This window comes from Pseudomonas syringae pv. tomato str. DC3000, assembly GCF_000007805.1.
Lineage (GTDB): Bacteria > Pseudomonadota > Gammaproteobacteria > Pseudomonadales > Pseudomonadaceae > Aquipseudomonas > Aquipseudomonas avellanae.
On the sequence record NC_004578.1, the window covers coordinates 2,305,525 to 2,320,877 of the forward strand.

Sequence of the window (15,353 nt, forward strand, 5' to 3'; positions counted from 1 at the left end):
ATCCCCGTAGGAGAATAGCGATGAAAACGAAATTGACCGCCCTGGCCCTGTTGCTGGCTGTGAGTGCACCGATGGTTCAGGCTGCTGCCGAGCCGTCCGGCTACACCTACCGCATGGTCGCCGAGGCGCCAAGCAGCGTGAATGACAAGGAAATTGCCGGTCTGTTTGATCGCTGGAACAAAGCCTTGCAGACCGGTAACCCGAAGACAGTCGCCTCGTTGTATGCACAGGATGCAGTCTTGCAGCCTACGGTCTCCAACAAGGTACGTGCTACCCCGGCTGAGATCACCGACTACTTTGATCACTTCCTGGTGCTCAAGCCGGTTGGCGAGATCAACTACCGGGAGATCCGTCGCCTGGGGCCTGATGCAGCAGCGGACAACGGTGTCTACACCTTCACCCTGACAGCGGCAGACGGCAAAAAAACCAAGGTGCAGGCACGTTATTCGTTCCTTTACCACCGCATCGGCAACGAGTGGAAGATTCTCAACCACCACTCTTCGGCCATGCCGGAAATACAGCCTGAGTACCAGGTCAGCCGCTGATCGACAACCGATAGTCAGCTGATACGAAAAAATCCGGAGCCATGGCCCCGGATTTTTTTCGTCTGTCTGAAGGGTCAGGCTTCGGCAGTGGTGCCGTTGACCTTGCGGCAATGAATCAGCGCATCACGGATCATGAAATTGACCAGCGTCGGCGATACGCCCAGTTCCTTGGCGATGTCCTTCTGCGGCACGCCGTGCAGGCGATACATCTCGAACGCGTAACGGGTGCGGGGCGGCAACTCGCTCAGGGCGTCGGCGATTTTCTCCAGGCTTGTGAAATTGATGTGCGAGATTTCTGGCGATGCACCCTGAATCACCACATTCAGCCCCTCGGCCTCAGGGCCGGTGTATTTCTGTTCCAGTGCCTGCTTGCGGTAGTGATCAATGGCCAGATTGCGCACGATCTGAAAGAGATAGCTGAGCTGTGCCTTGAAGGTCAGCGTGGCCTGAGGCGCGGAGCGCAATCTGAAGAACGCATCCTGCACAACGTCCTCGGCGCGAGACCGGCAGCCCACGATGCGCGCGGCAATCTTGACCAGCAGCAGATAGTTGTCGACGAATGCCTGGAGTAGCGGTGACTCGCACTTACTTGTGATTACGTGTTCCGTCATGGAATTCACCTTGCTGCAAAGCCAATGGGGGGGAGGGCTGCACGAGAAGCAGCGCCGTCACATGGGGCAACAAATTAGCCTTAATGATAATTATTGTCAAATGCGAAAGCCAATCAGCGCACTTTAAAAGTGCGACTCGGTTGGCCACGCGCTCGCGGCGGGCATTCACGCCTAATTATTTGCAGACGCCATCCGTTCTCATTGGTGACAGGCCCGACCACGGTTGCGGCCAGGGAATACCTCAGGAGAACCCCATGCGTTTCGATCACGCGCCTCGCCGCTTTTACACCCGCGCCCACCACCGGACGGTTTCGATATGAGCACGCCTGTGAGCCTGACGCTGTTCTGCCTGCCGTTCTCTGGCGCCAGCGCGATGTTCTACAGCCCCTGGCGGCGCAAATTGCCCGAGTGGCTGAACGTGCGCCCGCTGGAGCTTCCCGGTCGCGGCATGCGTATGGACGAACCGTTGCAGGCCGACATCGTGCGACTGGCCAACCACCTGGCTGACGAGATCAGCGCCGAACTGGACAAACCTTATGCGCTGTTTGGTCACAGCCTGGGCGGGCTGCTGGCCTTCGAACTGGTGCATGCGTTGCGTGAGCGAGGTCTGCCCGCGCCGCTGGCGTTGTTTGCCTCGGCCACTGCGGGCCCGGTGCGTCGCGATGTCAGCGAATACGCGGTCGCCAAGACCGACGAGCAACTGATCGCGCGACTGCGCACGCTTAAGGGCACCAGCGAAAACGTTATCGCCAACCAAGAGCTGATGCAGTTGATGCTGCCGATCCTGCGCGCCGACTTTTTGCTCTGCGGCAGCTTTGTGTACGGCCGGCGCGAGCCGTTGAGCGTGCCGATTCACGTGTTTGGCGGCAAGCAGGACAGCGTTAGCGTCGAGCAACTGCTCGACTGGCAGGAGGAAACCTGCACTGGCTTTTCGCTGGACATGTTCGAAGGGCACCACTTCTATCTGGTCGATGAGCAAGCGCAATTGCTTCGCCATCTGCGGCGGTACTGCGAGCAGCACCTGGCCCGTTGGCGCAATAGCGCTTCACGGCAGTTGAGCCGGGCCGCCGGTTAAGCGTTTCTGGCTCTTTTGCCTCGCGCGCGGCCCCACCCCAGGGCGCGCGTTTTTCTTGACATTCAGATCTTATCTGGCACGCCGAATCTAGCAGGAACCCCATCATGGATGCGTTTGAACTCCCCGACACCCTGGCTCAGGCCCTTCAGCGTCGCGCCTCGCAGACGCCGGATCGGCTGGCCCTGCGTTTTCTCACCGACGAGAAAACCCAAGGGCTGGTGTTGACCTACCGTGATCTGGACCTGCGCGCACGCACCATCGCCGCCGCGCTGCAAAGCCAGGCTGCGCCGGGCGATCGGGCGATTCTGCTGTTCCACAGCGGGCCGGATTATGTCGCTGCGTTTTTCGGCTGCCTGTACGCCGGTGTGATCGCGGTGCCGGCTTACCCGCCGGAATCCAACCGCCGTCATCATCAGGAGCGGCTGCTGTCGATCATTGCTGATGCCGAGCCACGTCTGGTGCTGACCGCTTCCGACGTGCAGCCTGCCTTGTTGCAGATGGAAGAACTGGCCGCTGCCGGTGCGCCGCCACTGCTGTGTGTCGATACGCTGGACAGCGCTTTGGCCGATGGCTGGCAGGGGCCGCAGTTGCAAGCCGACCACATCGCGTTTCTGCAATACACCTCGGGCTCGACGGCCTTGCCCAAAGGCGTGCAGGTCAGTCATGGCAATCTGGTCGCCAACGAGCTGTTGATTCGGCATGGCTTTGGCATCGACGTCAACCCGGACGACGTGATCGTCAGCTGGCTGCCGCTGTATCACGACATGGGCCTGATCGGCGGCTTGTTGCAACCGATTTTCAGCGGCGTGCCGTGCATCCTCATGGCCCCGGCCTATTTCCTCACGCGGCCGTTACGCTGGCTGGAGGCGATCAGTGAATACGGTGGCACCATCAGCGGCGGGCCTGATTTTGCCTACCAACTGTGCAGCGCACGGGTCAGCGATTCGGCGCTGGAGCGGCTGGACCTGAGTCGCTGGCGCGTGGCGTATTCCGGCTCCGAGCCGATCCGCGAAGACAGCCTGAATGCGTTCGCCGAGAAATTTGCCAGTTGTGGCTTCACGCCGGACAGCTTCATGGCGTCCTACGGCCTGGCCGAAGCCACGCTGTATGTGGCCGGCGGCAAGCGCGGCAAGGGCATTCCTTCGTTGCGTCTGGATACGCAGGCGCTGGCGCGCAACGTGGCCGAACCGGGCGACGGTCAACCGGTCATGAGCTGCGGCACCGGCCAGCCGGGGCACGGCGTGTTGATTGCCGACCCTGTCACCCTGCACGTGCTGGCTGAAAACAGCATTGGCGAAGTCTGGGCCAGTGGGCCGAGCATCGCCCACGGTTACTGGCGCAACCCTGAAGCCAGCGCCAAAACCTTCGTCCAGCATGACGGCCAGACCTGGCTGCGCACCGGCGATCTGGGCTTTCAGCGCCACGGCGAGCTGTACATCACCGGCCGTTTGAAAGACATGCTCATCGTGCGCGGGCACAACCTGTACCCGCAAGACATCGAGAAAGTGATCGAGCGCGAAGTCGATGTGGTGCGCAAAGGTCGCATTGCAGCATTTGCCGTCAATCAGGACGGCAGTGAAGGCATCGGCATTGCCGCTGAAATCAGCCGCAGCGTGCAGAAAATCCTGCCGCCCGAAGCGCTGATCAAACTCATCCGGCAGACCGTGGCCGAAGCCTTTCAGGAAGCGCCGAGCGTTGTCGTGCTGCTCAATCCGGGGGCGTTGCCCAAGACTTCCAGCGGCAAATTGCAGCGTTCGGCCTGCCGCATCCGACTGGCCGATGGCAGCCTCGACAGCTATGCCGTATTTCCTGCATCCGGTACAACCATTCAAAACCACACTTCAAGCACCGGCTCGGAACTGCAAGCGCAGATCGCCAGCGTCTGGTGCGAGCAGTTGCAGTGCGAACAGGTCAGCGCCGACGATCATTTTTTCCTGCTCGGCGGCAACTCGATTGTGGCGACCCAGGTGGTGGCCAGGTTGCGCGAGACGCTGGGCATCGACCTGAACCTGCGGCTGCTGTTTGAAGCGCCAACGCTGTCAGCCTTTGCTGCGCAGATAGAAGCGCTTCAGATCGCTGCATCGCAAGGCAACAGTCAGGCGCAGAACGCTATCGTTCGCCTGCCGGGCAACGAGCATCTGCCGCAATCGCTGGCGCAGAACCGTTTGTGGTTCCTTTGGCAGCTTGATCCGCAAAGCAGCGCCTACAACATTCCTGGTGGGCTGCACCTGCGTGGCGAGCTGGATATCAATGCATTGCGCAGCAGCTTCCAGCGCCTGATTGAACGGCATGAATCACTGCGTACGCGGTTTTACGAACAGGACGGTGTGGCCCTGCAACGCATCGACGCAGCGGGCGAATTCCAGTTGCACAGCATCGACATCAGCGAGCTGCCCGGCGAGGAGCGCCAGGCGCGTGCGCGTGCGATCCGTGAAGAGCAGGCGCGTCTGCCGTTCGATCTGCAAAACGGCCCGTTGCTGCGCGTTACGCTGCTGCAACTGGACGAAGAAGAGCATCAGTTGCTGGTCACGCTGCACCACATCATTGCTGATGGCTGGTCGCTGAATGTGCTGATCGACGAGTTCTCGCGCCTCTATGCATCGGCTGTTCAAGGTCAGACCCTGGAACTGACGCCTTTGCCGCTGCGCTACGCCGACTACGGCCAATGGCAGCGTGAATGGCTGGCGCAAGGCGAGGCCGAGCGTCAGCTCGACTACTGGAAGCAGCAACTGGGTGATGAGCAGCCAACCCTGACGCTGAGCACCGATCACTCGCGTTCGCTGCGCAAGCAGCACAGCGCTTCGCGTTACAGCCTGCGCCTGAGCGCCGAACTGAGCGCGGCGCTGAGCAATACGGCGCAGGCCTGGCAATCGACACCGTTCATGCTCTTGCTGGCCGGCTTCCAGACCCTGTTGCATCGCTACAGCGGGCAGACCGATATTCGCATCGGCGTGCCCGGTGCCAACCGCCCGCGCCATGAAACTCAGGGCCTGATCGGCTTCTTCATCAACACCCTGGTGCTGCGTGCGCAACTGGACCCACGCCTGCCGTTTTCGACCCTGCTGAGCCAGACCCGCCAAGCCGCACTCGACGCCCAAGCGCATCAGGACGTGCCGTTCGAGCAACTGGTCGAAGCCTTCCCGCAGGCGCGTGAGCATGGTTTGTTTCAGGTCATGTTCAACCACCAGCAACGCGACCTCAGCGCCTTGCGCCGGCTGCCGGGGCTGCTTGCCGAAGAGCTGCCGTGGCACAGCCGCGAGGCCAAGTTCGACCTGCAACTGCACAGCGAAGAGGACCGTAACGGTCGCCTCAACCTGTCCTTCGACTACGCCGACGAGTTGTTCGAGCGCGACACTATCGTGCGTCTGGCCCGGCACTATGTTCAGTTACTGACCCAGGTCAGCCAGCAGGCACAGGTCGCGCTGGGCGACCTGCAATTACTCAACGCTGACGAGCTGGCCGAACAGGCGCAATGGAGCGCCGCGGCCTGCACGCCTGCGCAAAACTGGTTGCCTGAATTGCTGGAGCGTCAGGCGCTGCAAACCCCTGAGCGTATTGCGCTGGTGTGGGAGGGCGGCAGCCTCGATTTCGCCAGCCTGCATGCCCAGGCCAATCGTCTGGCGCATTACCTGCGTGACAAAGGCGTCGGCCCGGACATCAAGGTGGCGATTGCCGCCGAGCGTTCGCCACAGCTGTTGATCGGTCTGTTGGCGATCCTCAAGGCCGGTGGCGCTTACGTGCCGCTGGACCCGGATTACCCGACGGATCGACTGGCCTACATGCTGCAGGACAGCGGCGTCGAACTGCTGCTGACCCAGAGCCATCTGCTCGGCGACCTGCCGAGTGCCGAGGGCGTTTGCACGCTGGCGATGGACATGCTGCACCTGGACAACTGGCCGGTCAGCGCGCCGGGCCTGCACCTGCACGGCGACAATCTGGCCTACGTGATTTACACCTCGGGTTCCACCGGTCAGCCCAAAGGCGTCGGCAACACCCACGCGGCCCTGGCCGAGCGCCTGCAATGGATGCAGGCCACGTACGCGCTGGACGAAACCGACGTGCTGATGCAAAAGGCACCGATCAGCTTCGACGTGTCGGTGTGGGAATGTTTCTGGCCGCTGATCACCGGCAGCCGCCTGCTGCTGGCAGGCCCCGGCGAACACCGCGACCCGCACCGAATCGCGCAACTGGTCAACGAATATGGCGTGACCACGCTGCATTTCGTGCCGCCTCTGCTGCAACTGTTCATCGACGAACCGCTGACGCAGCAGTGCAGTAGCCTGCGTCGCCTGTTCTCCGGCGGCGAAGCGCTGCCGAGTGAACTGCGCAACCGGGTGCTGGAGCAACTGCCGAACGTGCAGTTGCACAACCGTTATGGCCCGACCGAAACCGCGATCAACGTCACTCATTGGCAGTGCCTGCGTGCCGATGGCCTGCGTTCGCCCATCGGTCGTCCGCTGGGTAACGTGCTGTGCCGGGTGCTGGACAGCGAGCTGAACCCGCTGCCACGCGGGGTGGCCGGTGAGCTGTGCATCGGTGGCATCGGCCTGGCGCGTGGTTATCTGAACCGTCCGGGCCTGACTGCCGAACGCTTTATCGCCGATCCGCTGGGCCAGCCGGGCGAACGCCTGTACCGCACGGGTGACCTTGTGCGCTGGGCGACTGATGGCGCGCTGGAATATCTGGGGCGTCTCGATCAGCAGGTCAAACTGCGCGGTTTCCGCGTCGAACCGCAGGAAATCGAAGCCCGCCTGTTGGCTCAACCGGGCGTTGGTCACGCCGCCGTGCTGGTGCGCGAAACCGCCGCTGGCCCGCAACTGATCGGTTATTACACCGCCGAAGCCGGGCAGGAAGTTCAGGCCGAGCACATCAAATCGGCCCTGGCGCTGGAACTGCCGGACTACATGGTCCCGGCGCAACTGGTGCGCCTCGACAGCATGCCGCTGAGCCCGAGCGGCAAGCTGGATCGCCGCGCCTTGCCCGAGCCGCAATGGCAAACCCGCGAACATGTCGAGCCGCACACCGACCTGCAAAAGCAGATCGCCGCTGTCTGGCGACAAGTGCTGGGCGTGCCGCGTGTCGGCCTGCGCGATGACTTTTTCGAGCTGGGCGGGCACTCGTTGCTGGCCACGCAGATCATTTCCCGTGTGCGTCAGGCTTGCGACATCGACCTGCCGTTGCGGGCGCTGTTCGAGGCCAGCGAGCTGGGCGCATTCGCTGAACAGGTTCAAACCCTTCAGCAGTCTGGCGCACGCAACAGCCTGCAACCTATTGCCCGCGTCGATCGCAGCCAGCCGGTGCCGCTGTCCTATTCGCAACAACGCATGTGGTTCCTCTGGCAGATGGAACCGGACAGCCCGGCGTACAACGTCGGCGGCATGGCGCGCTTGAACGGTGTGTTCGATATCGAGTGTTTCGAGGCCGCGCTGCAAGCCTTGATCCTGCGCCACGAAACCCTGCGTACTACCTTCCCGAGCGTCAACGGCGTGGCCTGCCAGAAAGTTTCCGGGCAGACCGGCCTGAGCGTGCAGTGGCAGGACTACTATGCGCTGCCTACCGAGGTTCGTCAGCAGTGCATTCAGGCGCTGGCCGACAGCGAGGCGCATCAACCCTTCGATCTGGAAACCGGGCCGTTGCTGCGTGCCTGTCTGGTCAGGGCGGCGGAGCTTGAACATTACTTCGTCCTGACCCTGCACCACATCGTCACCGAAGGCTGGGCGATGGATATCTTCGCCCGCGAACTGGGCCTGCTTTACGAAGCGTTTCTGGACGGCAAGCCGTCGCCGCTGGAGCCGCTGGCGGTGCAGTACCTCGATTACAGCGTCTGGCAGCGTCAGTGGATGGAAGCCGGCGAGCGTCAGCGCCAACTGGATTACTGGACCGCGCAACTGGGCAACGAGCATCCGCTGCTGGAACTGCCTTGCGACCGGCCGCGTCCGCCCGTGCAAAGCCATCAGGGCGAGCTGTACCGCTTCGATCTGGACCCCGAGCTGGCCGCCAAAGTCCGCGCTTTCAATGCCCGCAACGGTTTGACCCTGTTCATGACCATGACCGCCACGCTGGCGGTGCTGCTCTACCGTTACAGCGGCCAGAATGACCTGCGCATCGGTGCACCGGTGGCCAACCGCATTCGTCCGGAAAGCGAAGGGTTGATCGGCGCGTTCCTCAACACCCAGGTGCTGCGCGTGCAGCTCGACGGGCAGATGAGCGTCGCGCAGTTATTTGAACAGGTGCGCCACACGGTAATTGAAGGTCAGTCGCATCAGGACTTGCCGTTCGATCATCTGGTCGAAGCCCTGCAACCGCCACGCAGCGCGGCCTACAACCCGCTGTTCCAGGTGATGTGCAACGTGCAGCGCTGGGAATTCCAGCAAAGCCGCGATCTGGCGGGCATGACTGTCGACTACCTGGTCAACGATGCGCGGGCTACCAAATTCGACCTCAACCTGGAAGTCACCGAGCTGGATCACCGCCTGGGTTGCTGCCTGACCTACAGCACCGATCTGTTCGACGAACCGCGCATCGCGCAGATGGCCGAACATTGGCTGAACCTGCTGCAAGCGTTGCTCGTCAATCCGCAGCAGCGTTTGAGTGAGCTGCCGCTGTTGCAGAACGCCGAGCGCCAGCAGTTGCTCGACAGCCTCGGTGTTGAAGCGGGCGAGCAGCGTCTCGATCAGTGCATTCACAGCCTGTTTGCCGAACAGGCCCGATTGCGCCCACAGGCGGCGGCGCTGACCTTTGCCGGCGAAACCCTGAGTTACGCCGAGCTGAACGCCCGTGCCAACCAACTGGCTGGAATGCTGCGCCAGCGCGGCGTCGGCCCGCAGGTGCGGGTTGGTCTGGCGCTGCCGCGCTCGCTGGACATGGTTGTCGGCCTGCTGGCAATCCTCAAGGCCGGTGGCGCCTACGTGCCGCTCGACCCGGAATACCCGCTGGAACGCCTGCACTACATGATCGAAGACAGCGGCGTCGGTCTGTTGTTGAGCGATCGAGCGTTGTTTGCCGCGTTGGGCGAGTTGCCTGCCGGTGTGGCCCACTGGTGCCTGGAAGACGATCAGCCTCTGCTGGAGGCTTTCTCGTCCGATGAACTGCCGTTTATCAGCCTGCCGCAGCATCAGGCGTACCTGATTTACACCTCCGGTTCGACCGGCAAGCCCAAGGGCGTGGTGGTGTCCCATGGTGAAATCGCCATGCATTGCCAGGCGGTGATGCGTCGCTTCGACATGCAGCCGGACGACTGCGAACTGCATTTCTATTCGATCAACTTCGATGCCGCCACCGAGCGTCTGTTGGTGCCGTTGCTCAGCGGCGCACGCGTGGTATTGCGCGCGCAAGGCCAGTGGGACGCCGAAGAAATCTGCACGCTGATTCGTGAGCAGCAGGTCAATATTCTCGGTTTCACCCCCAGCTATGGCAGCCAGTTGGCGCAATGGCTGGCGATCCAGGGTCAGACCTTGCCGGTGCGCATGTGCATCACCGGCGGCGAAGCGCTGACCGGCGAACACTTGCAGCGCATTCGTGCAGTCTTTCAGCCGGAACTGTTCTTCAACGCCTATGGCCCGACTGAAACGGTAGTCATGCCGCTGGCCAGCCTGGCGCCGCAGCAACTGGAGGAAGGCGAAGCCAGCGTACCGATTGGCCGCATCGTCGGGGCGCGCGTTGCCTATATTCTCGACGCCGATCTGGCGTTGGTGCCGCAGGGCGCCAGTGGTGAGTTGTACATCGGCGGTGCCGGTCTGGCTCAGGGCTATCATCAGCGCCCCGGCATGACCGCCGAGCGTTTCGTGGCTGATCCGTTCGCCAGCAATGGCGGGCGTCTGTACCGCACCGGCGACCTGGTGCGCCAGCGCACTGACGGTCTGGTGGAGTACCTGGGGCGTATCGACCATCAAGTGAAGATTCGTGGTTTCCGCATCGAACTGGGCGAAATCGAAAGCCGATTGCTTGAGCATGAGTCGATTCGCGAAGCCGTGGTGCTGGCGCTGGACACGCCGTCGGGCAAGCAACTGGCAGGCTATCTGGTCAGTGAGATGGCCGGTCAGGGCGATGAACAGCAGGCGCAACTGCGTGAATCGCTGAAAGCGCACCTCAAGGCGCAGTTGCCGGATTACATGGTGCCAACCCACCTGATGCTGCTCGCCAGCATGCCGCTGACCGCCAACGGCAAGCTGGATCGCCGCGCCTTGCCTGCACCGGGCCCGGAGCTCAATCGTCAGCATTACATCGCGCCCGCCAGCGAGCTGGAGCAGCAACTGGCGGCGATCTGGTGCGCGGTGCTGAACGTCGAGAAAGTCGGCCTCAACGACAACTTCTTCGAGCTGGGCGGTGATTCGATCCTGTCGATTCAAGTGGTTAGCCGCGCGCGTCAGGCGGGTATTCATTTCAGCCCGCGTGATCTGTTTCAGCATCAGACCGTGCAGACCCTGGCCGCTGTGGCGACCACCCGTGAACTGATTCAGGCCGAACAGGGGCTGCTTGAAGGTGCGTCCGCGCTGACGCCGATTCAGCACTGGTTCTTCGACACGCCGATCCCGCAGCGCCAGCACTGGAATCAGTCGCTGGTGCTGGAGCCGGTCAGCGCCCTTGATCCACGTATTCTGGAGCAGGCGTTACGGGCCGTGCTTGAACAGCACGACGCCTTGCGCCTGAGTTTCACCGAGCAGAACGGCAAGTGGCAGGCCGAGCACCGCGCCGTCACCGCTGAAACCCTGCTGATCCAGGCGCGGGTTGCCGACATGGCCGAATGTGCAGCCTTGTACGCCGATACCCAGCGCAGCCTCGACCTGCAAAACGGCCCGCTGCTGCGTGCCTTGCTGGTTGACGGGGCGCAGGGCCAGCAACGCCTGTTGATGGTCATTCACCACCTGGTGGTTGATGGCGTTTCGTGGCGTGTGCTGCTCGACGATTTGCAAACGGCTTATCGCCAGTTGAGCGACGTTACGCCAGTGCGTTTCGCCGCCAAGACCAGTGCGTTCCGCGACTGGGCCGCGCGCTTGCAGGCCTATGCGGGTAATGAATCGTTACGTGAAGAGTTGCATGTCTGGCAGCGTCAACTGGGCGGTCCTGCGACCAATCTGCCGTGCCATAACTCGCAGGGCGGCCAGCAGAATCGTCACGCGCAAACGGTCAGCGTGCGGCTGGATGCCGAACGTACCCGGCAACTGCTGCAACAGGCCCCCAGCGCCTACCGCACTCAGGTCAACGACCTTCTGCTGACGGCACTGGCGCAAGTGGTCTGCCGTTGGAGCGGGCAGCCATCGGCCCTGATCCAGCTGGAAGGGCACGGTCGCGAAACCCTGTTTGACGACATCGACCTGACCCGCACCGTGGGCTGGTTCACCAGCGCCTATCCGCTGCGCCTCACGCCAGCACTGGCTGCCGACGCAGCGCCGGGCGACTCGATCAAGGCGATCAAGGAGCAACTGCGCCAGGTGCCGCACAAAGGCCTTGGCTATGGCATGCTGCGCTATCTGGCCGACGCTGCCAGCAAGGCCGCCATGCAGGCGCTGCCAGTGGCGCCGATCACCTTCAATTACCTTGGCCAGTTCGACCAGAGCTTCGCCGACGATGCGCTGTTCCGTCCGCTGGAAGAGTCGGCGGGCGCGGCCCACGATCCGCACGCGCCGCTGCCCAACGAGCTGAGCATCGACAGCCAAGTGTATGGCGGCGAACTGCTGCTGCGCTGGACCTTCAGCGCCGAGCGTTATCAGCCCGCGGCCATCGAAGCGTTGGCGCAGGCTTATCTGAATCAGTTGCAGGCGCTGATTGCCCATTGCCTGAGCGATGGCAGCGGTGGTCTGACGCCTTCGGACTTCCCGCTGGCCGATCTGGATCAGACGCAACTCGACGCGCTGCCGGTCCCTGCGACGCACATTGAGGACGTCTACCCGCTGACGCCGATGCAGGAGGGCATGCTGCTGCACACCCTGCTGGAACCCGGCACCGGCCTGTATTACATGCAGGACCGCTACCGCATCAACAGCGCGCTCGACCCGGAGCGTTTCGCCCAGGCCTGGCAGGCGGTGATTGCCCGTCACGAAGCGCTGCGTGCCTCGTTCTGCTGGGACATTGGCGAAACCATGCTGCAGGTCATTCACAAGCCAGGCAGCACGCCGATTGATTATCTGGACTGGCGTGATGTGCTTGCGGACGAACAGGAACCGCGCTTGCAGGCCTTGCTCAAGTCCGAGCGCGAGGCTGGTTTCGATCTGCTCAATCAGCCGCCGTTCCACCTGCGCCTGATCCGCGTCGATGAAGCGCGCTATTGGTTCATGATGAGCAACCACCACATCCTCATCGATGCCTGGTGCCGTTCGCTGCTGATGAACGACTTCTTCGACATTTACACCGCGTTGGGTGAAGGGCGTGAAGCACAACTGACGCCTGCGCCGCGCTATCGCGATTACATCGGCTGGCTGCAACGCCGTGGCCTGGTGCAGGCGCGCGACTGGTGGCAGCACAACCTGCGCGGCTTTGAACGGCCGACGCCGATCCCCAGCGACCGTCCGTTCCTGCGTGAACATGCCGGTGACAGCGGCGGCATGGTGGTGGGCGATTGTTACACCCGTCTTGATGAGCGCGACGGCGCACAACTGCGTGAACTGGCCCAGCAGCATCAACTGACCGTCAACACGTTCGCCCAGGCGGCGTGGGCCTTGACCTTGCGGCGCATGAGCGGTGATCGCGACGTCGTGTTCGGCGTTACCGTGGCCGGGCGACCGGTGGAATTGCCGCAGATGCAGCGCACCGTCGGCCTGTTCATCAACACCATCGCCCTGCGCGTGGGCATGCCGGGCGACGAACAGCGCTGCACGGTTCGTGACTGGCTAAGCCAGTTGCTGGACAGCAACATGCAACTGCGCGAGTACGAATACCTGCCGCTGGTGACCATTCAGGAAAACAGCGAGCTGCCCAAGGGCCAACCGCTGTTCGACAGCCTGTTCGTGTTTGAAAACGCGCCGGTGGAAGTCTCGGTGCTCGACCGTGCGCAAAGCCTCAATGCCACCTCTGATTCCGGCCGCACCCACACTAACTATCCGCTGACGGCCGTGTGCTATCCGGGTGATGACCTGGGCCTGCACCTGTCCTACGACCAGCGTTATTTCGACGAATCCACCGTGCAGAGCATGCTCGACGAGTTCAAGCGCCTGCTGCTGGCGCTGATCGAAGGTTTCCATGGCGACATGGCCGGGCTGGCGCTGGTCAGCGAGCAGGAGCGCACGTTCCTGATCGAGGGCTGCAACCAGAGCGATCACGCTTACCCGCTGGATAAGAGCTACGTCGAACTGTTTGAAGCGCAGGTTGAAGCGCATCCAGAGCGTATTGCGGTCAGTTGTCTGGATCGCCAGCTTGGCTACGCCGAGCTGAATATCGCCAGCAATCGACTGGGCCATGCGCTGATCGAGGCCGGGGTTGGCTTCGATCAGCCGGTGGCTTTGCTGGCCGAGCGCGGGCCTGAATTGCTCGGCATGATCATCGGCAGCTTCAAGGCCGGTGCCGGTTACCTGCCGCTGGACCCGGCGCTGCCGAATGTGCGATTGAGCGGCATCATCGCCCAGAGCCGCACGCCGGTGCTGGTGTGCAGTGCGCAATGTCTGGATCAGGGCAGGGCGCTGCTTGAGGTGCTGCCCGAGTCCCATCGTCCGCAGTTGAGGGTCTGGGAAGACGTGCAGCAGAGCGAATCAGCGCAGCACAATCCGGGTCGCTACAGCGCGGCGGATAACCTGGCTTACGTGATTTTCACTTCCGGCTCCACCGGGCTGCCGAAGGGCGTGATGGTTGAGCAGCGCGGCATGCTCAATAACCAGTTGAGCAAGGTGCCCTACCTGAACCTGCGCGACAGCGATGTGATCGCCCAGACCGCTTCGCAAAGTTTCGACATCTCGGTCTGGCAGTTCCTCGCCGCGCCGCTGTTTGGCGCGCGGGTGGACATCGTGCCGAACGATATCGCCCGCGACCCGCAGGCCCTGTTGGCGCATGTGCAGGCGCAGCGCATCAGCGTGCTGGAAAGCGTGCCGTCGCTGATTACCGGCCTGCTTGCCGAACAGCACGCCACCCTCGACAGCCTGCGCTGGCTGCTGCCGACCGGCGAAGCCATGCCGCCGGAGCTGGCCAGCCAGTGGCTGCAACGCTACCCGGCTATCGGGCTGGTGAATGCCTATGGTCCGGCTGAATGTTCCGACGACGTGGCGTTCTTCCGCGTTGACGCGGACTCCACACGCAGCGCGTACCTGCCGATCGGTTCGCCGACTGACAACAATCGCCTGTACCTGCTCGACGACGCGCTGGACCTTGTGCCGCTGGGCGCAGTGGGCGAGTTGTGCGTCGCCGGGGCCGGGGTCGGTCGTGGTTATGTCGCGGATCCTTCGCGTACCGTGCCGGTGTTCGTGCCGCATCCGTTCGGTGCGCCGGGCGAGCGTCTGTACCGCACCGGCGACCTGGCGCGGCGGCGCAAGGACGGCGTGCTGGAGTACGTCGGCCGGGTCGATCATCAGGTGAAGATTCGCGGCTACCGCATCGAGCTGGGCGAAATCGAAACCCGTCTGCTGGAGCATCCGGCGATCCGTGAATCGGTGGTGCTGGACATCGACGGTCCGCTGGGCAAAGTGCTGGCGGCGTATCTGGTGCCAAGCGCTGCCACGCAGGATCACGATGCGCTGCGAGACGCGCTGAAAAGCCACCTCAAGGCCAGCTTGCCGGACTACATGGTGCCTGCGCATCTGGTGATTCTGGACGCGATGCCACTGACGCCGAACGGCAAACTCGACCGCAAGGCTCTGCCCGCGCCGGACGTCAGCCAGGCGCAGCAGGAATACCTCGCGCCGCAGACCGAAATGGAGCAACAACTGGCGACCATCTGGGCCGATGTGCTCAAAGTCGAGCGGGTGGGCATCACTGACAACTTCTTCGAATTGGGCGGGCATTCACTGTTGGCCACGCAAGTGGTCACCCGTGCGCAGAAGCTGCTGCAACGTAACGTGCCATTGCGGGCGATGTTCGAATTCAACACCGTTCAGGCGTTGGCCGAGCATCTTGAAAGCCTTGGCGGGGCGCAGGTCGACGAGCAGAAATTCGACCGCCTGGCGGACTTGATGGCGGAACTGGAAGGGTTCTGATCGGCCT

The 15,353-nt window shown here is 62.7% G+C and carries 4 protein-coding genes; 3 read left to right on the plus strand and 1 reads right to left on the minus strand.

The window, feature by feature from the left end; all coding sequences use genetic code 11:
* Positions 1-20 precede the first annotated feature (20 nt).
* Positions 21-545 (plus strand): SgcJ/EcaC family oxidoreductase, encoded by a 525-nt coding sequence (locus PSPTO_RS11045; protein ID WP_005617103.1) that lies wholly within the window; start codon positions 21-23, stop codon positions 543-545.
* Between the two features lie 74 nt (positions 546-619).
* Here PSPTO_RS11045 and PSPTO_RS11050 read toward each other — a convergent pair whose 3' ends face one another.
* Positions 620-1,156: an RNA polymerase factor sigma-70 gene (locus PSPTO_RS11050; RefSeq protein WP_007246342.1), complete on the minus strand. Its 537-nt coding sequence runs from the start codon at positions 1,154-1,156 to the stop codon at positions 620-622.
* A gap of 316 nt (positions 1,157-1,472) precedes the next feature.
* Between PSPTO_RS11050 and PSPTO_RS11055 the strand changes: the two genes are divergently transcribed.
* Positions 1,473-2,231 carry a thioesterase II family protein gene (locus PSPTO_RS11055; RefSeq protein ID WP_044390135.1) on the plus strand — a complete coding sequence of 253 codons (759 nt, stop codon included), beginning with the start codon at positions 1,473-1,475 and terminating at the stop codon, positions 2,229-2,231.
* A 104-nt stretch (positions 2,232-2,335) separates the two neighbouring features.
* On the plus strand, positions 2,336-15,346 hold the full coding sequence (locus PSPTO_RS11060) for a non-ribosomal peptide synthetase (protein WP_011103865.1): 13,011 nt from the start codon (positions 2,336-2,338) through the stop codon (positions 15,344-15,346).
* Positions 15,347-15,353: the final 7 nt, after the last annotated feature.